Raw genomic sequence first — 24,033 nt, forward strand, 5'->3', positions numbered from 1 at the left:
GTCCGACCCCCCTCGTAACCCCTCAACTTCGAGACCGTCACACCTGTTGCATCCAAGGTTTGCGCTAGTCAAGTGCCAATCGCACCAGCTGTGACACGAGCCGGGACGAAGGGGTCAGCGGGCGCTGTCCGCCGAGGCGTCGACGCCCCCGTTAGGCGGGCGTGATGAGTCTGCACAAGCTGACCGCCGGGGACGGGTACGATTACCTGACCCGGCAGGTGGCCGCGATGGACTCCACCGAGAAGGGCCACACTGGGCTGGCGTCCTACTACACGAAGAAGGGCGAGACCCCCGGCGTGTGGGTCGGCTCCGGGATGACCGGCATCGAGGGCCTGGACCCCGGCGACCCGGTCACCGCCGAGCAGATGCGGTTCCTGTTCGGATCGGGTCACCACCCCCTCGCGCGACAGCGCGGCGAGGCCCTCCCGCCGGACGCCACCGCCGCCCAGGCCCGGGACGCGATCCGGCTCGGCCAGCCGTTCAAGGTCTACGCCCACGACATGCCCGAGTTCCGGGTCGAGGTCGCCAAACGCTTCGCCGCGTACAACGCCCAGGTCGGCGCGCCGCACGATGCGCCGGTCCCCGCACAGGTGCGTGCTGCGATCCGCACTCAGGTCGGACGCGAGACGTTCCGGGTCACGTTCGGACGTGACCCCGTCGACGCCCGCGAACTCGCCGGGCTGATCGCCACGGCGTCCCGCCCGCAGACCACCGCCGTCGCCGGCTACGACCTCACCTTCTCCCCGGTCAAGAGCGTCTCGACCCTGTGGGCGCTCGCCGAACCCTCCACCGCGGCCACCATCGAACGCGCCCACCTCGCCGCGATCGGCGACGCGCTGCGGTTCATCGAGACCCATGCCCTACACACGCGCACCGGCCACAACGGCGTCCGCCAGGTCGACGTGACCGGGCTGGTCGCCGCCCGGTTCACCCACCGCGACAGCCGCGCCGGCGACCCCGACCTGCACAGCCACGTCCCCGTCGCAAACAAGGTCCAGACCCTCGACGGCCGCTGGCTCTCCATCGACGGGCGTCTGCTGTTCAAGGCCATCGTCGCCGCCTCCGAGGTCTACAACACCGCCCTGGAACGCCGCCTCTCCGAAGCCCTACCGGTCCGGTTCGCCGAACGGCCCTCCACCGACCCCGGCAAACGCCCGGTCCGCGAGCTCGTCGGCGTCGACCCGGTGTTGAACGCGCGCTGGTCGCAGCGTCGGGCGTCCATCGAGCACCGCCAGACCGAACTGGCGGCCGCATTCCAGCGCGAGCACCACCGGCCCCCGACCATGGTTGAGGCCCGCGCGCTGGCGCAGCAGGCCAACCTCGAGACCCGGCAGGCCAAGCACGAACCCCGCACCCTCGCCGAACAACGCGCCACCTGGCGCGCAGAAGCCGAAGCCGTGCTGGGTGGCACCGACGGCGTCCGCTCGATGCTCAGCGCGACCCTCACCGCCCGGACGCTGCGGCGTCCGGTCTTCGTCACCCGCAGCTGGGTGCGCACCCAGTCCGCTCAGATCGTCGCGACCATGGAAGGCTCGCGCTCCACGTGGCAGGACTGGCACGTCCGCGCCGAAGCACTCCGGATCGTCCGGGCCGCCGACGTGCCCCGCCGTCGCGTCGACGAGGTCGTCGCCCGGCTCACCCACGAGGCCCTCACCCGCCACTCCGTCGCCCTGCAGGCACCCGTCGACGGCATTACCGAACCCGCCGCGCTGCGCCGCACCGACGGCGACAGCGTCTACACCGTTGCCCGCTCCACCTGGCACACCTCCCGCCGGATCGTCGCCGCCGAGCGCCGCCTCGTCGACGCAGCCGGACGCCGCGGCGGCCACCAAGTGCCCACCCCGGCCGTCGAGGTCGCCCTCATCGAGGCGGTCGCGAACCGCACCCCGCTCAACCCGGGCCAGGTCGCGCTCGTCCGCGAGATGGCCACCAGCGGAGCCCGCCTCCAGCTCGCCATCGCGCCCGCCGGCTCCGGCAAGACCACGGCGATGCGGGCCCTGGCCACCGCTTGGCGAAACGGCGGCGGCACCGTCGTCGGGCTCGCCCCGTCAGCCGCAGCAGCCGCGCAACTGGGAGCCCAGATCGACACCCACGCCGACACGATGGCCCTCCTCACCCACGCCCTCAACCACCGGCGACCGCTCCCGGCGTGGGCCGAACGCATCGGGCCGACGAGCCTGGTCATCATCGACGAGGCCGGCATGGCCGACACCCTCTCCCTTGATCAGGTCGTCGAGTTCGTCCTCGACCGCGGCGGATCGGTGCGCCTCATCGGCGACGACCAGCAACTCGCCGCGATCGGCGCCGGCGGCGTCCTCCGCGACATCCAAGCCACCCACGGCGCGGTCCAGCTCAACGAGCTCGTCCGGTTCGCGGACCCCGCCGAAGGCGCCGCCAGCCTCGCCCTCCGCGCCGGCGACCCCGAAGCGCTCGGCTTCTACCTCGACAACCACCGCGTCCACGTCGGCGACCTCGCCACCTGCGCCGACCAGGTCTTCGACTCCTGGCTCACCGCCCGCCACACCGGCGCCGACGCCCTCATGGTCGCCCCCACCCGCGCCCTGGTGGCCGAACTCAACGCTCGCGCCCAGGCCCACCTCCACGACGGCAATCACTCCACGCGCACCGTGGCCCTCGCTGACGGCAGCCACGCCAGCGTGGGTGACGTCATCATCACCCGGCAGAACGACCGCCGGCTGCACACCACGGGCACCGACTGGGTCCGCAACGGCGACCGCTGGACTATCACTGCAATCGCCACCAACGGCGACCTCCGCGCGATCCACCAGACCAACCGGCAGACAGTGATCCTGCCCGCCGCCTACGTCAACGAGTCCGTCGAACTCGGCTACGCGTGCACCATCCACGGCGCCCAGGGCGTCACCGCCGACGTCCTGCACGGCATCGCCACCGGCGCCGAAACGCGCCAGCAGCTGTACACGATGCTGACCCGCGGCCGGTACGCCAACCACGTCCACCTCGAAGTCGTCGGCGACGGCGACGCCCACTCCCTCATCCGGCCCGAGGCGATCATCCCGCCGACCGCCACCGACCTCCTCGAACGCATCCTCGCCCGCGACGAGGACAACACCTCCGCCACCACGACCGCACGCACCCTTGCCGACCCGGCCAACCGACTCGCGGACGCCGTCGCCCGCTACAGCGACGCCCTCGGCTACGCCGCCGAACAGACCGCAGGCGCCGACCTCGTCCAGCGCCTCGAACAGGCCTCCGACGACCTCGTCGACGGACTCGCCGACGCCCCCGCGTGGCCCACCCTTCGGGCCCACCTGCTGTTGATCGCCGCATCCGGAACCGACCCCGTCCGGGCGCTCACCGAGGCGGTGCAGGCCCGCGAACTGGGCAGCGCCGCCGACCCGGCCGCGGCCCTCGACTGGCGCCTGGAACCCATCACCGGACGCGACACCCAGCCCGCACCCCTGCCCTGGCTGCCCGGCCTGCCCGTCACCCTCGCCCGGCACAACGACTGGGGCGACTACCTGCAACGCCGCCACCAACTCGTCGTCAACCTCGCCGACCAGGTGCGCAACCAGGCGCTGGCGTCCACCCAGCTCCCGGCGTGGGCGCCGGCGGGCAGTTTCCGTCCGGACGCTGCCACCGTCGCCGACCTCACCGTGTGGCGCGCCGCGCACCGGACTCCCCCCACCGACACGCGACCCACCGGCGAACGGCAATACGCAGCTGTGGAAGCCCGCTGGCAGGCCCGCCTCGACCGGCGCATCATCGACCACCTCGCCCCCGCCGTCGCCGAATGGACGCCGCTGCTCCACCAGCTGGCGCCCGCAGCCGACCGGGACCCCTACCTCCCCGTGCTGGCGCATCGGCTTGCGCAAGTCTCCGGCGTCGGTCTGGACGCCCACCGGCTCCTCCAGGCCGCCACCAACGACGGCCAGCTGCCCGACGACCACGCGGCGTCAGCCCTGTGGTGGCGGATCTGCCGGCACCTCACCCCCGCCGTCGCCACCCAGCTCGCCGACCAGCACAACACCGTCACCACCAGCTGGATGGCGGATCTCGAGCAGAACGTCGGCCCCGAACGATCCGACGCTCTGCAGTCCTCCCCGTGGTGGCCGGCGCTCGTCGTCTCGGTCGAGCAGGCGCTCGCCCGCGGCTGGCAGCTCACCGACCTGATCAGCACGCCCGAGGGTGCAGTCGACATCGACGACTGCCAGGGCCTCGTGTGGCGAACCAGCGTCCTACTCGACCCCCTCCCCGATCTCGACGACGTGCCCCCCGACCCCGCCGATGCCGCCCCGGACGAGCACTGGACCGCGCACGCCGATCGAGATCACGCAGTGGGCGCGACAACGGAGGACAACCAGATCGACGAGGTCGAACCGAACCTGGCCTTCACGTTCGAAGCCATCGAACGCCGGGTGATGACGCCGCCTGAGATCTCTTCCGCGGACTTGAACGCGCAACTCGACCGCGCCGACGCCTGGCGCGCCAGCACCCACACCCCCGAGCGCCTTGCGGCCGTCAACGAGCTCGCGCTGGAGTTCTACCAAGACCTCTACCGCGGCTCGTGGGCCCAGACCTACCTGGCCGAGCGCTTCGGCTCCGACATCGCCGACGACCAGGACGTCCGCCCGGGCTATGCCCCCGTCGGCTGGACCAGCTTGGTCACTCACCTCCACCGCCAGGGAGTCACCGACGACGAGTTGCTGGCCGCCGGGCTTGTGGTCACCGCCTCGACCGGACGCCTCATCGACCGGTTCCGCGACCGGGCCGTGTTCCCCATCGTCCACGACCAGAATGTCGTCGGGTTCGTCGGACGCCGCCACCCCCACGCGACCGACGTCGATCACGCCGGCCCGAAGTACCTCAACACCGCCGAGACGCTGCTGTTCCACAAGCGAGCCCAGCTGTTCGTCGCCGGAGCACGCCATCTGGACGCCGGCGGCATCCCCGTCGTCGTCGAGGGACCCGCCGACGCTATTGCCGTCACGCTCGCCAGCGAGGGCCGCTACGTCGGCGTCGCGCCGCTCGGCACCCACCTGACCAGCGAACAAGCCACCCAACTCCGCGGCTACGGCGTCGACCCGATCATCGCCACGGACGCCGACGTGGCTGGCCAGGTCGCCGCCCAGCGCGACTATTGGATCCTCACCCCGCACCTCCTCCAACCGCGCTGTGCCGCCCTGCCTGACGGCTCCGATCCTGCCGAACTCGTGGCCACCGGCAGCTCCCCGCACCTGGTCGATGCCCTCGACCAGGCTCGACCGCTGGCCGATGTCCTCATCGACGAGCGCCTTGCGAACCTGCCCCCCGTCGAAGCGGCCCTCGCCGCGGCGCCCGTCATCGCCGCCCAGCCCGTCGACGCCTGGGAGCGCGCCGTCCACACCGTGGCAGAGAGGATCAACGTCGACGTCGACGTCATCCGCTCCAGCGTCGCGGCGTTCATCCGGGCCTGGAACAACGACCAAGCCCGCGTCGCCGACCAGCAACTCGGACTCACCACACAGGTCCGGGACCGGCTCACGGCAGCCGCGAACGCCCATCGTTGGGAGACCCTCGCCAGCCGAATCGACCCCCGCCTCGTGGCGGACCCCCACTGGCGCACACTCGCCTCAACGCTGCACGACGCGCATTCCCGCCGCGTGGACGTGCCCGACGCAATCACCGTCACCCTCGAGGAGGGCCCCCTCAACCCGGACGCACCCGCCGCCGACCTCGCCCGTCGGATCGCGCGCATCTCCTACCCCGAACCGTTCAGTCAAGGCCCGGCCGATCAGCTCTCGGGACCTCTGGAGGACCCCCAAGTCAACAACAGCCCGAACCGCGACCGGAGTCCCATCACCCGGTGACCTGGTCTCGAGCTCAAGGGCAGACGGTCCCACGGGGAACGAGTTGCTTAGTCTGCAAGACCTCTCAGACCTCTTGACGTGTGTGATAAGCTAGAGACGTGGAAACGGTCAGGTATCGCGCCATCGCAGACGAGTTGCGTGCGCGCATCGACACGGGCGTGTATCAGGTGGGATCGAAACTTCCATCGATCGCGGCGCTGATGAACGAGTTCGACGTCAAAGGGCTCAACACCATCCGCGACGCCCAGCAGATGCTCGTCAACGAGGGCCTTTTGCGATCGGAGCAGGGCGTAGGGGTGTGGGTCATCGCCAAGACAGCCGAGCCCACGACGACCCTGCAGATCCTCGATGACCTACGCCACGCTCAGTCCGCACTTGGACGAGCCATCGCTCACCTGGAGGCGAACCATGCCTGACACTTCTGGCGCCCGCCACGGACTGCGCCTTGTCGAGGACGTGGTCGAGGTGTGCCTCGACTCGGCAGAGGAGAACATGGTCAGCGCAATGTCACTGCGGGCCAGCGCCCTCTTGGACGCCCGATGGAACGGCTGGGCACGTCCGCTGGCAACCGCGTCCGCGATGAGGGACTTCCTGAACCGTTGGCGATTGAATGACCCGAACGGCACGTGGGGCGACGCGACCGAAGAGGAAGGGCGGTTGGTCTACTCGAGCTTGGACAGCGACGAGCCGGACCTCTTCCCCCGGGCGGGCATGACGCCCTCAGGGGAACCGCTCTACGATCTCACCGGTTGGATGTGGGTCCCGATCAAGAGCGCCGAGTCGGGCGCCCCACCCGCGAGCGGATCGTCGCTCGCATGACGACAGGCCGACCCGGTGGTCACAAGCTCGGCGGACCGCGCGTCGGCACAGCGCTGGCGGCGCGAGGTTGCGGCCTCGCGACCGTCAAAACCGCGCACTGGGCTCAGCCGAACAGACCTCCGCGAGCATGGCGCCAACAGCTCGGCAGCCTGCGATGACGGACAACGACTTGCTCCTCATCACCTCCCTCACTGCGGTGGGGGTGCTGATCGGCTGCGTCGTCCGGTGGCGGCTCTCGGCCCTCGCCTACCGGCACGAGGACGAGGCCGGCCAATCCCATCCCGGCCCCCGCTGGTGGATCCCCGTGGCGACAGCGGCGGCCAGCGGACTCCTCGCCTGGCGCTTCGGTGTTGACCGTTGGCCACTGCTCTTGCCCACCCTGCCCCTCGCCTGGTTCGGCCCTTGGCTGTCCGCAATCGACCTCGATGTCCGCAGACTGCCGAACCGGCTGCTCGGCGTCCACGCTGCCCTCGTCGCTGCGGGAGTGGGCGCCGCTGCGATCATCACCAACGGCGCTGGGATCGCGATCCAGGCCGGACTTGGCGGTGCCGTTGCGTTTGCCGTGTTCTGGGTCCTCGACCGGCTCCGCCCCGGTGGCTTCGGCTGGGGAGATGGCAAGTACATCGCGATCCTCGGTGCCGCAACCGGCGCCGTCAGCCTGACCGTCGCGTGGTGGGGGTTCCTGATCGCGTGCGCCGCCGCAGTCGCAGCGACTCCCCTTCGTCGCCGGCGAACTGACTTCCCCTTCGGCCCCTGGCTCGCCGGTGGCGCGATTGCTGCGCCAATCTTGTTCGGATGACCCTCTGGGCGCACCCTGGATCAGCCGGCGGCGTCGGCGTCCACGATGGGATCCTCAGGACGGTCCGGGCGGCGCACCGTGAAGGCGATTCGACCGGCCGGCGCCGAGGCAAGCGGGAGCGCGTAGGAGAACAGAGTCGCGATGTCTTTCGGGTTCGTCGGATCAGGCAACATCTTGGGGTCAGTGACGCCCTTGGCGTCGTGGAACCGTGCCGACGTACTGTCACCCGCGAAGGTCAGCAGGAACGCCCCACGCGTCGGCACCTTCAGCGCCTTGACGTGCGCATATTCCGGCAGATCGAGGGCGGAGGCGACATAGCCGTCCGTGTCGATCGTGTCGGCGTCGATCCCGCCGGAGATGGCCAGCAGGGCGTCGCGCTGACGGGTCGAGGAGCCGGAGAACTGCCAGGGGCGGTCTGAGCGCCGGTAACGGCGCATGAGCTTCAGATTGCGGCCTTCGACTATTCGCGTTGGCAGCGAGTCGATCTCAGGAACGATGACCGCCCAGTCCTTGAGAGTTCCCTCGGCGATGGCCTTGTGCATGAATGCGATGTAGGGAGCAACCTTGAAGTTGTTCGCCCACCTGAACTGGCTGATGACGTCGATGAGGCCGTCGGCGTCCACGACCCCGTAACGAGCGCGCCAAGGCTTGGGGGCGCCCGCTTCGTTGATGTAGAAGAAGTCGCCGACGGTGGTGGCCGCATCGAGCAGCGTCTGTACAGCACTGAAGTGCTTCTTGTTCACGGCGTCGTCGTGCTCGCCCTGCTGGTTGAAGTCGACGACCTTCCCACCCTCACCCTGCTCGGTCAGCTCCGCGTTATACATCTTGTTGGTGCTGGTCGGCTTGAGGTAGGGAAGGCTCTGGTAGACGAGCGGTGGCACGTCCATCGGGCGGACGCGGGGGCGTCCGTCCTCCTCGAAGCCTTGGAACTTCCTCAACTCGTCGCGGAAATCCTCTTCGTCGCGGACGATGGCCTCGAACGACTTGTAGAGGTCAATGACTTCGTTCCTGGGCGCCGGCACGTTGCGACCGATGTAGAGCCGGACGAGGTCGCGGTAGCGCGGACGGTAGCCGAACCAGCGGCCCATCTGCATGAGGGTGTCGGCGGCGATGGTTCGGCGCGTGTAGTACGAGATCGTCAGGCCTTCAACGGTGAATCCGCGGGAGAGCTTGGCGCCGCCGACGAGGATCTTCCACACGTCGCCGGCCTGGAAGTTGATGTCGGCCTGGAGATAGTCCTTCTCGGCCACGCCGTTGACGATGACGACGGGGTTGACGCCCTGCTGGATCTTGTCGACTGCGTGCCCGATGTGATCCCGCAGAGCGTGGAAGTTGACGACGGTCGGAGCCTCTGGGGCTCGGGCCTCGGACACCGGACGGAAGTCGTGGGTCCACAGGTCGTTCAGTCGCTTGAGCCCTGCCGGCAGGTCGTAACCTGCCGAGTTCCAGACTCGCCGTATGTCTGCGGCAAGGGCCTCATGCTCTGCGGTCTTCACAGACTCATGCACGAGCATCGTGTGGTGGCGGAAGAGCTTCGGATTGCCGAGCGTCGCCGCGCGGAGCAGCTTGAGGGCGCCGGACAGGACGTAGGCGTCGAGCGCGGCAAGCATCTCCTTGTCCCGACCTGCAAAGTCGTCCGGCGCCGCGACGAGAGACCGGACGAATGCCTTCTCGTTGGAGTTCGCGACTGTCAGTTCGACAGGCCCGTCGTTGTCATCCTCGTCCTCGGCCGAGCGATCGAGGTCGTGGAAATCGCGACCGCCCATGTAGTCGTCGGGCGGGTCGAGGCTGACGATGAAGTCCTTGGGGAAGATGTCCTGGGCGTCCTCCGGGTCGACGAACACGTTCGCGAAGGGGGTCGCGGTATATCCGACGTACTGGGCGCGCTTGAGTTCGTCGAGCAACTGGGCGATGAGGCGGTTGATCGCGGTGCGTTCCTTCGCCTCTGCGGCGTCTTTCTTCGGACGTGTGGTGTTGATCGATGCCTGGTCTGCCTCGTCGTCGATGATCAGTGCCGGGATCTCCCCCAGATCGGTCTTCGTCGACTGCAGGTCCCGCACGAGCTTCTTCAGCACAGCGGAGTTCTTCTTGACGACGGCGATGCGAATGTCGGGCGTGTGGATGTTCTGCTCGTGGTAAAGCGGCCGCGCCGGATCGACGAGGTGATCGGTTTGCCGGAAGTCGAGGTACCCGAGGCCGGCCTTGAGGAGCTTGTAGTCGTCCTTGGAGCCGGTCAAGCGACGGATGCCAGGGAACCCGAGCTCCTTCGGATCCTTCCCGTAGGAGACGAACCTGCCCTCCTGCCAGTCGACGTCGCCATCTCCGATGTAGTCGACCGTCGCGATGAGCTCATGGTTGTCTCGGGCAACCCCGCCGAGGATGTTCTCCTCTCCGATGAGCTCCATGTCCAGACGGCGCTGCGTCTGTCCGCGCAGCAGCTCGATCGTGCCGGTGAGGACGATGACGAGCTTGTAGCCGGCGTCGATCGCCTTGGCGATCACACCCGTGAAGTTGGCGGTCTTCCCGGACTGGACATGGCCGACGACCAGGCCTTTGGACTGGTACGGGTCGCTCCTCGTGGGGTTGGCCAGGCGCTTGACCACTTCATCGGTAGTGCGGTCGAGCTCGCCGACGGCGTTGGCGCTCCAGCCCTTCCCTTCGAGGACGCCGCGGTAACCGTCCCAATAGAAGGTTCTCTTGGCGACCGCGTCGCTCGTGTACCAAGGGTCCCAGTCGGCAGGCTTGCCCGAAATCACCACGGCACCGGTCATGTTGACTGGAAAGGCGTGGTCGATCCCTTCGTGTGACTCGGGGGAGAACCCGAGGGCGTTCAGGATCGCCTTGCGGCGGTCGGTGGTGTTCGGTGCAGAGTCCGTCGACCAGGACGGGTCGTTCGCGGAGTCCCACTTGGTGAGCTGGATGTGAAACTCGTATCGGGCGGGCTCGTTCACGTCCGCCGAGGTGAGCTTCGCGACAAGGTCCGACTCAGTGAACTCGGCCGTGACACCGGCGTCCTCGAGCTCGAACTGGACTCGCTTGAGCATGGGCTTGGGGCTGGCCTTGCTCATGCTTCGCACAGCGGCGACCACGGCCTCGGTATATGGATCGGTCACGTCAGGCTTCCTGGGCAGTGGGAACGGCGACGAAGGTGTCGAGCGGCTGGCCGGGCGAGCCGGCGGTCCGGCCGGACACGTTCACACGGTAGGTCACGTCACTGACAAGGTCGCTGTGGGGCACGACCGAGCGCAAGCGCTGCCGGGTGACCGCGGGGAAGTCGTCGTCCACGAGGTAGGCCGCAGGTGTCGTGCGGAGCACGTAAGCGGTGGGATACATCGCCGCGTCATCGTCATCCCAGCCTTCGGAGGAGAGGCGGCTGACGAACCGATCGCGTGTGCCGGTCAGGCGCTCGCGGATCTCGTGGATCAGGCCGGGAAGTCCGACACCGTCGGGGTTGCCGCCGGCGCGGGTGACTTGGACGGACACCAGCCACAGGGAGCGGCCCGGGCTGGGTTCCAGCTGGCCGGCACCGTGGATCACATGCGTCCGTGATTCGCCGAGGGTGGTCTTGACCTCAGCGTCGAACGCGGGGAACGCGTAGTCGTGCTCCTCCGCGAGAGGTCCGAGCCACCAATCGATGACGGTGTACTCGTCGAAGGTGTCGAGAAGCGAACGAAACAGCAGGAGTTCTCCGACCAGGCCGATCTGCTTCTCCTCGGAGATGCGCGGTTTGGCCGCCAAGAGCGCCTTCATGTTCGTCATCGCGGCGGACGTCGCCGCGGCGAACGTCGCACCACCACGCATCGCCTGGACCACGGAGATCACCAGCCCGTACGCCTCGGCGTACATGCCGCGCGCGTCCAGCGTGAAGCGCGCCCACTCCTGGCCGTTCCGAACGTCGACGCCAGTGGTGACACGACGCAGCGAAGCGGAGTCGAGCACCATGCCCTTGCGTGGCGTGAGCACCGAGATCTTCTGGCCGGGGCCGTCGATGGTGATGTCGACCTCGGGAGAGTCGTTGACGTGGTGGACGGTGACCGTCCCACTGCGGAAGTACTTCTCAAGGGTGTCCGGGCTCAGTTGGTCCGTCGGCGTCGTCATTACGGTCACTCTCCTTGGGGACGCGCTGATTGCGCCTTGATCGCGGCCAGGAGGATGGCCTGCCAAGCGGCGTCCTCCCGCTTCTTCTTCGCGCCGCTGCCGGTACCCACGAAGTGGTCTTCGAGCAGTAGCAACAGCAGGCTCTTGACGAGAGGGGCGTCGTCGATGTCCAGGCTCCGGTGCCCGACGACGGACTCACGGTACTTCGCATTGAGGACGAGGCAGTGGTCGTCGACGTCGATCCTGTAGACCTGCGGCTCGGGCAGGACACGCCACTTGACGTCGATCGGGAAGACGTCGTTCGGCTCGGTGTGTTCGCCGAACGCATCCTTCACGATGCCGGGGAGGCCGTCGCCGGGAAGCGGCGCCTCGATCGGGGTGGCCGACCGCTGTCTGGAGATCTTCGTCGCTTGCTTGACGTGCTCGCGGTAGGTGGCGAGTGTCGTGCCGTCGGCGCTGCGGGCGTGAACGAGTGCGCTGCGCAGCTCGTCGTCGAAGGTGGTGCCGACCTTTTCCGGGTTGATGGTGACGTGGTTCTCCAGCTCGACCGTGAGGTCGAGCTCGACGCGGGCGAACGCGAGGTCGACGCTCGGGGATGCCAGTCCGTTCCACCCGCCCGCCTGCAGGAGCCGGTCGTTGCGGTAGATGTACAGCCCTTGGGACTCGACCTCCGATCGGCCGCCCTGCACGAAACCCGGACCTCGGTCCCGGGGCGGCCACACGTGGAGGCGGGCAGTCCCCGCGGCGTCACCGGTTGCGACGGGGAGGTCCTTGGGGAACCCCGGGCGTGCGAGGCCTCGGTACCCGAAAGGATCGATCGCCGTGACGGTCCGTGCGGCGCCGGGGTAGTCCAGCCAGACGTCGTAGTTCTCGATCCTCAGCGACAACTGACCCCGCTCCAGGATGCGGTGAAGCACGAGCCCGAGGTGATCGACCAGCTTCTGGGTTGTCCGCTGGACCCACGCGGTCTGCTCGGTCTCGCTGGACGACGTCAAGAACGTCTGAACGTCCTGCCATTCGACGATGGTCCCGGTCTCCATGGGGAAGTCGACGTGGGCCTTGGCAAGGTGAGCGGCCGCGTCTGCGCTGGAGAACTCCTCCACGACGGGACCGGTGTCGATGGTCTCTCGGCGCAGTCGGCGACCCACGGGGGGTGAGCCGTACCGCTTGGACCACACCAGCAGGGTTCTGGCCTGGCTCAACGATGCTGCCTTGAGGCCGATGCCGAAATGCCCGAGGTCGCGGCCCTGATACTGCCGTCTCTTGGCGTAGGTCATCGCGTCGTCGATTCCGGCGGAGTCCATGCCCGAGGCATCGTCGATGACTTGCAGTCCGACAGGCCGTGCCCCCTCCATCAGGAACCGCACCAGCACGTGCGACGCGCCGAAGTCGATGCTGTTGTCCACGAGGTCGGCGACGGCGGACTCCAGCGTGTGGTGGCGCCCGATGGCCGACGTGATCGACGGGTCGGGAGGAACGACCCTGGACGCGATCGGCTGAGGTGCGGGGTCAGCACCCACTACAGGTCTCCGAATCGGCTGTTGGCCACCCCGAGCTCCTGGGAGTTCTGTTTGACGGCCCGCACCGTGTTGTCGTCGAAGCCGTCGGCCTTCTGCGCCTCCACGGTCAGGGTGATGTCCAGCACGTCCGGTTCTGCGCCGCGCAAGAGGACGAGGATCTCCTGGGCGATCGTCTGGAGGTCATCTGACATGTCCCGGGAGGGGTCGACCACGTGCCTCAGGGTGAAGGTTGCGTTGGCCACCACCTTGCGCGGAGCCGGCCCTGGGGGCATGACCGGTGGCAGAGTGGGGTCAGGGCCGGGCGTCTCGCTCGTTACTGGCGGCTCTACTCTCTCGTCATGCTCTCTCCTGCGCTGGGCGACCGCAAGGTCGGGGCGCACCACGAGCGTCTTGTCGTCGAAGGGCCCGAACTCGGTGTCCTCCAACGGAACTGCCAGTCCGAGGAAGTCGCCGGTGAGGGAGTCGAAGCCTGTCGCGAGGGCGAAGCCAGTGTCGAGGAACGCCACGTCGAAGAGCGATTCCTCCAAAGCCCGGATGAGCACCGACTTGTCCCGCAGTCGGTGAAGGTAGGGATAGCGCGTGTAGTAGGCCCACAGCTCCGTGAAACCGATGAATCCTCGCGTCCACCGCGCGCGCAGGAACTCCTCCACGTCGAGTCGGACGACCCGATCGGCGACGTACGAGTGCGCGATGTCGGACGAGGCGAGCTTCGCCCCGATGCGCTTGGTGAGGTTCTTCTCCTGTCCGTCGGCGCGGACCTGCCCGACGACGAAGGGAGCTTGCGGGTCGTCCTGCACAGCGTGCAGGCCCCAAATCCATGTGTGCGCGAGGCGATCGTCGACCGTGCGGTTCGCCGACTCGAGCATGGTCTGGGCCTGCGCTGCAGCCGACTGCGTCAGGTCGAGTCGCGTCGTCTCGTCGAAGATCGAACTCCAGGCAAGGTACGAGCGCACTGCGGACTCCAACGTGCCCCACTGCTTCTCGTCGGCGGCCACTGCGACGATGGTGTTGACGTTCGAGCGCGGGGCATTGCCGCGCTGCCGGAGCAGATCGTGGACCCACTTCGACGCGCTGGAGTCCTTGTCCTTGCCGTTGTGGACGAACTGAGGTGGCACGACCACCAAGCGAAGGTAGTCGGCCTCGTCCACGTCGGAGGACGTCTCGGGGTGCACGACGTCCGCGATGACGTCCGTCGAGCCCTTGAACACGCGCTTGAGTCGAACCGCGACCTCGCCATGCACCGCATCGAGCGACAACTGAGCTGCGCGTTCGGCGGCGAGTCGGTTCAGGGACGGCTGGGTGTCGTACCAGAACCGCCCGTCCTCGGAGTAGTAGTGGGAGGACTTCTCTTGAAGTCCGTCGAGTGCCGAACCGATGTTGCCCAGAACGTCCCCCGGCATGGCCATCCCGAGCGTGATGCTCTTGCGGTCCTTGCCCTTGAGTGCTGCTTCGAGCGTGGGTGTGGCCTCGGCGAAGATTGCGCGGGCCGTCCGGAGAGCGAGCGCGCGATCGCCCAACGCGGGCCTTTCCTGGTCCACGGTGCGGGCGACCGAGTTCTCTCCGTCGATCTCGGACTGGATGATCGCGTCCCAGGCGTTGTCGAGGTACTGCACGATCTCGCTGCGCACAGGCTGAGCGTCCAGCGGGATCGAACCGGCCATGATCAGCGGCGACGGGTCGTGGCGCTCGTAGAGCTGGTGAACCACGTGACTCATCAGACGCAGCACGCCACGCGTGCGCTGGAACTTCTCGAGGGTGGACCAGTCGGAGTAGAGCCGATCCAGCAGCTCGGGATGGATCGGGTAGGCCGCCTTGATCCGCGACTCGTACTCGGACTGCCCGACACCCGTGGGAAACTCCCTCGGGTGCATGCGGTAGTACTCGGTGAATCGCCGTGCCGCCGTGGCGATGGTCGCGATCGCCTTCGCGTCTGGCTCCTCGAACAGACGCTGGCGCACGATCTCGTAGGACTCGGCCCGCGTCGCCGGGCTCCATTGATAGGCGACGCGGCGGATGACGTAGTCCAGGCGGTGCAGGGCGTCTCGGCCACGCTGTCCACCAACCTCCAGATCACTGGCTTTCGCGGCCTCGCGCTCCTGATCGTCCTCGTCGGTCTTCACGGGCCGGCCCTCACTGGCCGGAACCGACACCAGCACCAGGGTTCCGGGCACATTCTCCGCGGCCAGGGTCAGGGACTGGGCGAACGTGAACTGTGTCTCGAACAGCCCGCCAGGCACGGGTCGCTTGGGGTCCGGCGCGTCGGGGAGCTGGCGGGCATAGGCGACCCACTCGTCGATCAGGACGACGGCCGGGCCGAACTTCGTGAACAGCTCGCGCATCAGGTTGCCGGGGTTGGTGCCGGTGCGGTCGGCGTCGGCGACGATCGCGTACCCCTCCGGACCGCCGAGCTGCCAGGCCAGCTCGCCCCACAGCGTGTGCACCACGGTGCCGTCCGGCTTGCGGGACGGCGTCGACGGCGGGATCTCGTTGCCCACGAGTGCGGCCTTGCGCACCGATCGGCCCAGGACGTCGGCGTGCTCGCCGGCCAGCAGGTCCTGCACGCTCTGCGGGAACTCGTGCAGCGGCCGACCCGAGAACAAGTGCCACACCGCGAGCATCGAGTGGGTCTTGCCGCCGCCGAACGTGGTCTGCAGGTTGATCACCGGGTTGGCGGACCCCGTGCCGGAGATCCGGTCGACGGCACGTCGCAGCAACTCCTTGAGACCGTCGGTGAGGTACGTGCGACGGAAGAACTCGACCGGATCCTGGTATTCCTTGGCCGCGTTCCCCTGCACTGCCACCGAATAGAGATCTGCCGCGAACTCGGCATTGCTGTACCGACCCGAAGCCACGTCCGGATGCGGCTTGAGCACCTCGCGCCACGCTGGCAGCTCGGCGTCCGCCGTGCCGGGCAGCGCAGTGGCTGCTCGCACTGCTTTTCGAGTCTGCTGCTCGAAGTTCCCCCGGAGGATGTCCTGCCGCGATGTGCGGACGGCGTCGGCCTCGCGGACTGCGCCGATCGCGCGCATGACCCGCTCGATGGTGTCCAGAGCACGGACGGCGTCATCCGGAGGGAAGGGCTTGAAGTGTGCGACGTCGTTGCGTACGTTGCGCAACTCTCCGACGAATCCTTGCTCACCACGGGACAGGTGGTCGTTGAAGATGTAGCCGAGCGAGCCGATCGGCTCGGTGATGATGCGGAACTGGTCCTGCGGATCGGTGCGGGAGTACTCCTTGCCGCGGATGCCCCTCTCGGCATCCTTGGCCGCCAAGAGGACCGTCCAGTCCTGACCCGCGGGCACGAGCTTCGCGGTGACCCCCTCGATGTACGGGTCGAGCACTTCCGACAGCGACTGCAGCGCAGTTCGCACCGCCTCGATGTTGCTGGTCGCCATCAGTCATCCCCCCCGAAGTCGAAACTACCTTGGACGGCCGCCCCTAGTCGCACGCGACCGGCGGCCTCGGTCAGATCCGACCACGAACCACCGAGCAGGTTGAACAACCGCGCGTCGTCAGGGCGCGACTTCTGCGTCATCTCGTACAGGCGGTACGCCAGCCGCTGTACGGATTCGACATCAACTTCCGCGCGAGAGCCTGCCGCGGCCATCAGTCTCCCGGCCGAATGGAGCCCACCGTCCTCGGCGGACAAGACCCTTGCCAACTGCAGGGTGACCTCCCAGACCGAGATGCGGTGGTCGGTGACTGGGTTCCACGACGCCGGCAATTCTTGCGGACGTACTAGCTGGACCACACCCTCGCCCTGCGTGAGCACGCCGGCGTCCGCGAGACCCCGCACCGACGTGTTGTACGCGCGTGCCAGGACGTCGGCCTCACCATATGGAGCCTTCGCCCAGCCGTACTGTTCATACCACTTCAGGCAGAACCGGGTGTCCGAGTCGAGGTCACCCTCCTGCTCGGCCAGCACCTCGTCGAGCATTTGGTTGATCAGCGCGAGGGCCGTCTTGACCGACATGTCGGAACCGTCGTTCTCGACCACCCGTTGGAAGCCGGAGAACACCGCCATGCCCGGACCGATCGTCGCCTGCGCTAGGTCCACGGGAGCAATGGCACCCTCACGCATCCGTTCCAGCGCGGCTGGTAGTTCGCGCCCGAGTGCAGCGATGAACCCGCGGCGGGTGGTCTGCCCCGCGGTCACATGCCGAGGGCGAAGGACGAGGAGGATCGACGAGGCGAGGGCGTTGGTCCCGGATGCGATCATCCGGTTGCTCATTTCGGTGCGCACTGGCCACGTCGCCGTGATCGCCCATCCCTCGCGGATCATCCCTTCGAGTATCGTGGCCCACCCGGTGCTGCTGATTCCTTCTTGCTCGAGCTCGGACTGCTTGAACGCGTAGAAGACCGTGATCGGGAAATCCTCCGAGGCCCCCTTGCGGGCTTGAGCAAACACATGCTCGAAGCCCGCCTCAAAGAACTTCTCGGCACCGGCCCGCCCTCCGTGACGGTGTGGGTTCGCGACAAGTTCTTCGGCCTTAGGCACGAGCATGGACGCAAACAGCGCCGGATGGACGTCCCTCAGGGAGCGACGAAGCCAGACGTAGAAATAGTCGGAGAGGTCGGAGTAGCCGATGTTGTCGTAGTACGGCGGATCGGTCGACACGACGACCCCCTCGTAGTCGCGCGTCGCAGCGTCCGCCTGGACGGCTGATCCACCAACCCCAGTGGGCAGCAGTCCTACAGCTCTCGCCAGGATGTCGAAGCTGTCCCGAATCCCGCCGCTGGTCGATGCAAAGAAGTTCCCCTCGGCAAAGTCCCAGGCCATAGGGATGGCTTGCCGAGCGAACACGCCTCGCACTTGTTCCTTCGACGGGCTGGCATCCCATGTGGTGATTGACGAGTGGCGATCGGTGACGCGGTCAATCCCAAGGGCGAGGTAGGTCGCAACCGCGTCAGCGTATGCGTCCGCGCTCGTACCGCCGTCGGCGAGGCGAGCACCTGTCTGGAGCCCCGTGGCGATCGCGTCACTCCGGACCTTTTCGCGTGTCTCGCCCACAAGGTCGCTGAATGTCGTCAACGCCACCAACTGACGATTCGTGAACGCGTCGGACCAGCGTGGCATCCCATACATCGGCAGTCGGTCAACGTCGTGGTTCGGTGTCGGGACGAGTTGGTCAGGAGTTCGGCTCGGGCGATCCACCAGGGACGCCCGCTCGTGGATAGCGTTCGGTGCCAGGTAGATCCGGCGCCGGTTCCCCTCTGCGACAACTGCAAGCAGTTGGACACCGAGGCCCACGGCCTGCGCCTGACCTCGGAGGTAACTCGCCGGGGTCGCCGACCCGCATGCGATACATGTTGCGGTACCGCCGGCGACCGACCCGTCCGTGCCTTTGGCAGGAGCCCTGGACATTTCATGTCCGATCGCAAATACGATTCGGCGTCCGCCGCGTGCGTTGGCGTCGTCGACGACCTTGGGAACGACGTACGACTCCTTGCTCTTCTTTTTGCCGAGCCACCATGAACGCACTAACGGCATCTCGATCCCGCAGGCCGGGTTGGGGCAGGTAACAGTCCGAGCCCAGATCCACGCGAGCGTTGTTGCTGACGATTCTCTGCCGGTCTTGTCGTCGACGACCGCTGCATCGGGGTAGAGGTGTCCAATCCGGTCTTTGGCCTGCTCGCACATCCACGCGCCGTATCGCCGCACGTCCTCGGCAAGTCCGGTGGTGCGTGGCCACGCGCCAAGCTGGGTCTCGGCGGAGCCTGGGAACACGGGCGGCCGCCCCGCGAACTTCGGCGGGATCTCGATCAGCGCCTTGTTGATCAAAACGGCCACGGGGTTGAGGTCCGATGCGTAAGCCTTCAGACCGAGCCGCTGGGCTTCGAGTGGGATCGTGCCGCCGCCGGCGAAGGGGTCAAGGATCGTGGGCGGGTTGCCGCCGGTGGACTTGAGGATCTCTTGGTTCGCTTCGCGCAGGAGGGACTCATCGTTGATGTTCTCCCACTTCACCAGGCGTCGAATGACCCCGTGCAAGCGCTCGCGCTCGGCCCTCTGCTGTTCTTCTGTCAGCCCGGGATTCGAGGACGGGTCGTCCACGAGCTGTGCGAAAAGCACGGCCCGCGCGGCAGCCAGTGGCCGGCGCGCCCACCACAGGTGCAGCGTCGAGGGGTGACCGTGTCGGATGGACTTCTCCCGCGCGGATTCCGCGTTGATGTCCTCCAACGGGATCGACACCTCGATCAGCTTCCTACGGATCGGGGCGTCGGGCGTCGTCGTCATTGATGTCACTCCAAGTGGATGGGTTGATCCGATGCTAGTGGTCAGGACCGTCAGGGACCTTGAGGCCCGGCGACGGGAACGCCTATCGCCGGCAAGACCCGCGCCACCATGCCACCTACCGGGAGCCGCCGCGGAGCGTAGCGATCTACTTGGGCGGAAGTGCGCTTGTCTCGGCGTCCGAGAGTTGGGCCAGCTCGGATCGGAGGATTTCACCAATGCGCCTGGCCGCCTGTTGCATGTCCTCGTGCTCCCAGACCCTGAGGACTGTCCATCCCATGGCGACCAGATGAGCATCGGTCTCACGATCCCGCTCGACGTTGCGCGCGAGTTTCGTCGTCCACCACGCGGCGTTGTTCGCGGGTGACGTCTTGTGTTCCGGGCACCCGTGCCAGAAGCAGCCGTCGACGAACACGGCGACCTTCGCTCGCGTGAACAGGACGTCCGCCCGTCGCCGCGGCATCCCAGGGAGGGGGTGGTCCACCCGGTACCTGAGCCCGAGGCTGTGGAGCTCGCGGCGCAGGAGCAGCTCGGGCTCGGTGTCCCGCCTGTGCTGCCGTGCCATCCGGGCGGAGGTGGTGGGCAGCACACCGACTAGCGGTCCGATCGGCGTGGCGCCGGCGCTCGGCGTGGCGTTGGTGGTAGGCGGACTGGGTTGGCTACCCTCAGGTTGTATGTCGCCCACCTCGCTATCATGCCGGGCACGCTGATGCCCCAGGCACTTGATCGGGCGATTCGTACCCTTGACTTGTTCGCCGGCGCCGGTGGCCTGACCACAGGTCTGAGCCTCGCCCCAGGCCTGGAAGTCGACGCGGTCTGTGCGGTCGAGTTCGATCAGTCCGCCGCCGCCACCTATACACTCAACCATGGCGGGCGCGTCGAAGACGGTCGGGTGGTCGGCGGATCGGTGTACGCGGGGAGCATCCAGGACTGGCTTCACGAGGTCGAGCCGGTCGAGGTGGATCTCGTCGTCGGGGGCCCGCCGTGTCAAGGGTTTTCCACCCTCGGCAAGCAGAATGTGGACGACGATCGCAACTTCCTGTGGCGCCGGTACGCCGAGGCGGTCAAGAGGTCGACGCCTCACTACTTCGTCCTCGAGAACGTGCCCGCGTTCCTCACCTCTCCGCAGTGGGATGTGTTCCAGGACGAGCTCGAGTCCGGGATGCTCGCGGACTACAAGATCGAGGTCGACATCCTCAACGCCGCTGACTATGGCGCTGTGCAAGCACGAAAGCGCGTCATCGTCATTGGGCACCACAAGGACCTTCCTGCTCCCGGCCTGCCGACGAAGACGCACGAACACCGGCACCGCACGCTCGACGAGATCTTCCCGGACATCCCGAACACCGTTGACCGCGTCGGCCTCCCGGAGGGCACGGTCACGTACGGCGACGCGGACCGTCCGGGCGCGTTCGCGACGCGTGAGCTGCACTTTGGACGCTTCTACACGGACCTGTCTCTCAAGAGATTCGCTTCGATTCCCGAGAAGGGAAACCGCTTCGACCTGCCGGACGAGTTGCTCGCCCCCTGTTGGCGCAAGCACCGAACCGGGACGGCCGACGTGATGGGACGCCTACATCTCGACAAGCCGTCGGTGACCATCCGCACCGAGTTCTTCAAGCCCGAGAAGGGTCGCTACCTGCACCCCACAGAGGACCGAGCCATCACTCACTACGAGGCGGCCCTGATCCAGGGATTCCCCGAGAACTACCAGTGGGTCGGCACGCGTGAAGAGATCGCTCGGCAGATCGGGAACGCCGTGCCGATCCCGCTCGGACAGGCCATCGGTCGTCAACTCCAGAAGGCGTTCAGCGGCAACCTTGAAGCTCCGGAAGGATCCGAGGCGTCGCGGGCTGCCTGATCGGCCTCAGATCTTGTCTTAGGAGGCATGCTCCAAGCGGTCCCGGGGTGGGCCTCCGGTCTTCACGTCAATCTTCGGTCACGACGCAGCGACCGAGCTCACCCCACGCTTGGCCTCCGGCTGCGATGAGCGCGGCCTAGAGGAAAGCGTCGCGAACGTCAGCAACTCGTCGCCGCCTCTACAGGACCTCGCCTGTGTCGGGGTCGATCACGTCACCGCCGTCGAGGAGAGTGAACTGGCGATGGGCGGGATCTACGTCGTCATCACGCAGGAGTGCCAGCAGATCCGTCTCGAACGCTGCCTGGCGTCGCCCGCACGCCGCTTCGCTGGTGTGCCTGCTCTGCCAACTCCGGGCGGGCCACGGCTGGTGGTCGTCGTCACAGGATTGCTTGAGGCGTTGCCGCATCCGGTCGATGAAGCCAGGCAAGACGTAGCGGTGCCAGTTCTCGAGGAGGTCGGAGTTCGGCGCGTGGCCCGCCCGTCGGCGCTGGTCGGCCACCACAGCCAGCTCGTGGACCAAGTGCGGGTGCAGCGGCCAGCAGTCGGGGATGCACGCCCCTCCCGACGCCTCCCACACGTACTCCGAGTTGATCCACTCCACGACCTGATCGAGCCACAGCCACAGCTCCCACCGCAGCCCCCGCTCCAGACAGGTCGTCGGATCCCACGGACGCGGCAGGTTGGCCGGGTTACCCAGCTTCCTCTTCCGTTCCTCGCTGCCGTTCTGGGCCTCCCACAGATCGTGATAGGCCTTCTGGACGCGGCTGCCTGGCGCTGGAAAGCCCAGCACCAGCGGCCCGGGCGAACTCGTCGGGTCACCAGCCATGGCGTTGCGCTTCCACCAGGGCGGCGGCGGTCCGCGCCTCCACGTCCCGGACGCCGGCGTGTCCCGCGGCGAGTTGCTCGCGAAGCGCTCGCTGCTGGGCGAGGAGTCGTTGGCCGTCGCGTCCCTCGATGCACCGGTGCAGACGGGCGATGATCGGTCTGGCGTTCTCGGCGATGACGAGTGCCTGCTTGTCGGGCAGCTGCCGGAGCTCCTCGGGACGCAGAATCGGGATCTCCTCGGAGTGGATCGTGCGTCCCCTTCCGCCGCCCATCTGCCATGACGAACGGGGCACGCGGACGCGACCCACCAAGTCCGAGACCTCCTGGTTGAAGGACACGTCCTTCGAGCCTCCGAACCACACCAGCACGTTGGTGAGTCCCACGAGAGCTCGCGCTTCCTGCTCGCCGAAGATCGCCGCCAACTGCCGGAATGTCTGGGCCGCGTAGATGAACGACAACCCGAGCGCACGCTCGTTCGCCATCCGTGTCCGCAGCGTCGGAAGCGGCGCGGTCGACGGCAACTCGTCCAGGCAGGCTAGCATCGGTGGGCATAGGCGTCCGTGGCTGCTGGCATGGGCCTGCTGGAGAGCTGTGTCCAGGACATGTTCGGCCACGGCGGTCATCAACGGGGACGCCGATGCGTACGGATCCTCACGACCGAGCAAGTAGACGGTCCCACGCTCACGGATGATGTCAGCGATGTTCGTGGCCGGACGCCGCACTGACGGCACACAGCGGCGCCGGATGTCGTCCTGGAAGAAGAGCGACATGGCTTGCTGAACCGTGGTGATCGTGTTGGCGCTGGTGCGCTCGTCACCGCGCAGCGCACCTTGCAGGAGACCCGCCCACAAGGGATCGGAGTGGGGGTGTCGCCGCAGGATCTCCTCCGGCTGGGAGGTCGACAACGGCTTGGCGACCCACCCCAAGAGGTCATCGAGGGTCTTGCCGGTGAGAGCTGCAGCGTGGAAGAACGCCATCAGCACCTTCGCGGCCTCGGCGGCGTAGAACCGAGCCGCAGCGTCCCCCGATCCGTGGCTCGCCCCGTGGATGGTCCCCGCCGTGAACGCCTTCGCACGTCGCTCGGACACCATGCGGTCGACACACCCGGCGATCGGGTCCCACACGAGTTCCGGCAGGCCCGGGACGAGCCCGAACGGGTCGAGAACGACGCACGGGCGTCCGTCCTTAGAGCGTTCGGGGAGGGACAGGAGCAGGTCGTCGGGCTTGGTGAGGGTGACGAGGGCAGCGCCGGGGGCGTTGATGAGGGCGGGCGTCAGCAGGTCCAGCGTCTTGCCGGACCCCTGCGGGCCGATGACGCCGGCGGTCCGGTCCCACGGGCACCACAGCGCACCCGACCTCGGCTGGTGGCCGACGCCGATCCGCCAGCCCACTTGTGCTGGGTCGAACCGACTCGGCCGGCCGCGACGGCCACCGTCGATGGCTGGGGTAGCCGTCATCGTGTCACGCCTCTCCGCGCTGGATAGAGGTCGGGTCGCACGACATGTCGCACCTTCCACAGCCGGTCCTCCCCGAGAAGTTCGTGCGCTTCGGCAACCGTCGCCATGCCGCGCATCCGTGCCGGCCCCCACCGATGCCAGGCCCACACACCCGTCACGGTGAGCAACGTGGTCGTGAGGAGGCCCGTCAGGCCGAGCCATGCCCACAGGACCCCCGGGCTGGCCACGGGGTGGACGCCGGACAGCCCGGCAGCGGCGTCACCTGCCAACAAGCCGGGGAGACTCGTGACGAGATCGCCCGCGGCGGGCCATCGCCACCCGGCGCCGGCGAACCAGTTGGCGGACGACCGGCCCGCCTGGCAGACGGCGACCCCAAGAACGACGATCGCGCAGACGACGGCCAAAGGGATCTCCCACGTCCATGGGTACTGGTCTTCCACGCGCTCCCGCTGCATGACGGCTCCTTCGGACACCCTCCATAGCGCCTGGGTGGATGCGTTCGTGGACACGTTCCGGGGCAGCGGCGGCCCCTGCTGCGCGCGCACGAGGAGTCCGGCGGGAGCCCGGCGCGCGGGAGGTGGACAGGCAGGAGAC

14 protein-coding genes are annotated in these 24,033 nt (G+C 67.6%); 5 read left to right on the forward strand and 9 right to left on the reverse strand.

Annotated elements, in window-relative coordinates; translation table 11 throughout:
* Positions 1-164 precede the first annotated feature (164 nt).
* The 4 genes from mobF (at position 165) to AC5YDV_RS16520 (ending at position 7,446) form a co-directional block, all read left to right on the forward strand.
* Positions 165-5,828 carry a MobF family relaxase gene (mobF, locus tag AC5YDV_RS16505; protein ID WP_496184632.1) on the forward strand — a complete coding sequence of 1,888 codons (5,664 nt, stop codon included), beginning with the start codon at positions 165-167 and terminating at the stop codon, positions 5,826-5,828.
* Positions 5,829-5,926: 98 nt separating this feature from the next.
* Positions 5,927-6,244, forward strand: coding sequence for a GntR family transcriptional regulator (locus AC5YDV_RS16510; protein WP_496184631.1), 318 nt, complete (start codon positions 5,927-5,929; stop codon positions 6,242-6,244).
* Positions 6,237-6,647 (forward strand): hypothetical protein, encoded by a 411-nt coding sequence (locus AC5YDV_RS16515; RefSeq protein ID WP_496184630.1) that lies wholly within the window; start codon positions 6,237-6,239, stop codon positions 6,645-6,647. The genes AC5YDV_RS16510 and AC5YDV_RS16515 overlap by 8 nt, the downstream gene beginning before the upstream one ends.
* Positions 6,648-6,801: 154 nt before the next feature.
* Positions 6,802-7,446, forward strand: coding sequence for a prepilin peptidase (locus AC5YDV_RS16520; RefSeq protein WP_496184629.1), 645 nt, complete (start codon positions 6,802-6,804; stop codon positions 7,444-7,446).
* Between the two features lie 20 nt (positions 7,447-7,466).
* Here AC5YDV_RS16520 and AC5YDV_RS16525 read toward each other — a convergent pair whose 3' ends face one another.
* The 6 genes from AC5YDV_RS16525 to AC5YDV_RS16550 all read right to left on the reverse strand — a co-directional run bounded on the left by AC5YDV_RS16525 (position 7,467) and on the right by AC5YDV_RS16550 (position 19,885).
* Positions 7,467-10,559: a Z1 domain-containing protein gene (locus tag AC5YDV_RS16525; protein ID WP_496184628.1), complete on the reverse strand. Its 3,093-nt coding sequence runs from the start codon at positions 10,557-10,559 to the stop codon at positions 7,467-7,469.
* Between the two features lies 1 nt (position 10,560).
* On the reverse strand, positions 10,561-11,544 hold the full coding sequence (locus AC5YDV_RS16530; RefSeq protein ID WP_496184627.1) for a PD-(D/E)XK motif protein: 984 nt from the start codon (positions 11,542-11,544) through the stop codon (positions 10,561-10,563).
* A 5-nt stretch (positions 11,545-11,549) separates the two neighbouring features.
* Positions 11,550-13,064: an ATP-binding protein gene (locus AC5YDV_RS16535; RefSeq protein ID WP_496184626.1), complete on the reverse strand. Its 1,515-nt coding sequence runs from the start codon at positions 13,062-13,064 to the stop codon at positions 11,550-11,552.
* Positions 13,064-16,459, reverse strand: a complete 3,396-nt coding sequence (locus AC5YDV_RS16540) for a DUF499 family protein (protein ID WP_496184625.1) — start codon at positions 16,457-16,459, stop codon at positions 13,064-13,066. The genes AC5YDV_RS16535 and AC5YDV_RS16540 overlap by 1 nt, the downstream gene beginning before the upstream one ends.
* A complete protein-coding gene (locus tag AC5YDV_RS16545) occupies positions 16,459-19,299 on the reverse strand; it encodes a DUF1156 domain-containing protein (protein WP_496184624.1) in 2,841 nt (946 codons plus the stop codon). Before AC5YDV_RS16545 ends, AC5YDV_RS16540 begins: the two co-directional genes overlap by 1 nt.
* Before the next feature lie 145 nt (positions 19,300-19,444).
* A complete protein-coding gene (locus AC5YDV_RS16550) occupies positions 19,445-19,885 on the reverse strand; it encodes a very short patch repair endonuclease (protein ID WP_496192532.1) in 441 nt (146 codons plus the stop codon).
* 120 nt (positions 19,886-20,005) lie between these two features.
* Here AC5YDV_RS16550 and AC5YDV_RS16555 point away from each other — a divergent pair, with 120 nt between their 5' ends.
* Positions 20,006-21,157 carry a DNA cytosine methyltransferase gene (locus tag AC5YDV_RS16555; RefSeq protein WP_496184622.1) on the forward strand — a complete coding sequence of 384 codons (1,152 nt, stop codon included), beginning with the start codon at positions 20,006-20,008 and terminating at the stop codon, positions 21,155-21,157.
* Positions 21,158-21,335: 178 nt separating this feature from the next.
* Here AC5YDV_RS16555 and AC5YDV_RS16560 read toward each other — a convergent pair whose 3' ends face one another.
* Genes AC5YDV_RS16560 through AC5YDV_RS16570 form a run of 3 tightly spaced genes read right to left on the reverse strand, consistent with a single transcriptional unit; the run spans position 21,336 to position 23,894 of the window.
* Positions 21,336-21,983 (reverse strand): hypothetical protein, encoded by a 648-nt coding sequence (locus tag AC5YDV_RS16560; RefSeq protein ID WP_496184621.1) that lies wholly within the window; start codon positions 21,981-21,983, stop codon positions 21,336-21,338.
* Positions 21,973-23,439, reverse strand: a complete 1,467-nt coding sequence (locus AC5YDV_RS16565; protein ID WP_496184620.1) for a type IV secretory system conjugative DNA transfer family protein — start codon at positions 23,437-23,439, stop codon at positions 21,973-21,975. The genes AC5YDV_RS16560 and AC5YDV_RS16565 overlap by 11 nt, the downstream gene beginning before the upstream one ends.
* Positions 23,436-23,894, reverse strand: coding sequence for a hypothetical protein (locus AC5YDV_RS16570; RefSeq protein WP_496184619.1), 459 nt, complete (start codon positions 23,892-23,894; stop codon positions 23,436-23,438). The genes AC5YDV_RS16565 and AC5YDV_RS16570 overlap by 4 nt, the downstream gene beginning before the upstream one ends.
* Positions 23,895-24,033 lie beyond the last annotated feature (139 nt).

The sequence above is a fragment of the Propioniciclava sp. LT432 genome, from assembly GCF_059515965.1.

Coding starts and splice junctions, on each gene's coding strand:
- AC5YDV_RS16560 (WP_496184621.1), bottom strand. CDS start 21,983: ATGGCTGGTGACCCGACGAGTTCGCCCGGGCCGCTGGTGCTGGGCTTT.
- AC5YDV_RS16570 (WP_496184619.1), bottom strand. CDS start 23,894: ATGCAGCGGGAGCGCGTGGAAGACCAGTACCCATGGACGTGGGAGATC.
- AC5YDV_RS16530 (WP_496184627.1), bottom strand. CDS start 11,544: ATGACGACGCCGACGGACCAACTGAGCCCGGACACCCTTGAGAAGTAC.
- AC5YDV_RS16565 (WP_496184620.1), bottom strand. CDS start 23,439: ATGACGGCTACCCCAGCCATCGACGGTGGCCGTCGCGGCCGGCCGAGT.
- mobF (WP_496184632.1), top strand. CDS start 165: ATGAGTCTGCACAAGCTGACCGCCGGGGACGGGTACGATTACCTGACC.
- AC5YDV_RS16515 (WP_496184630.1), top strand. CDS start 6,237: ATGCCTGACACTTCTGGCGCCCGCCACGGACTGCGCCTTGTCGAGGAC.
- AC5YDV_RS16540 (WP_496184625.1), bottom strand. CDS start 16,459: ATGGCGACCAGCAACATCGAGGCGGTGCGAACTGCGCTGCAGTCGCTG.
- AC5YDV_RS16545 (WP_496184624.1), bottom strand. CDS start 19,299: ATGACGACGACGCCCGACGCCCCGATCCGTAGGAAGCTGATCGAGGTG.
- AC5YDV_RS16555 (WP_496184622.1), top strand. CDS start 20,006: ATGCCCCAGGCACTTGATCGGGCGATTCGTACCCTTGACTTGTTCGCC.
- AC5YDV_RS16520 (WP_496184629.1), top strand. CDS start 6,802: ATGACGGACAACGACTTGCTCCTCATCACCTCCCTCACTGCGGTGGGG.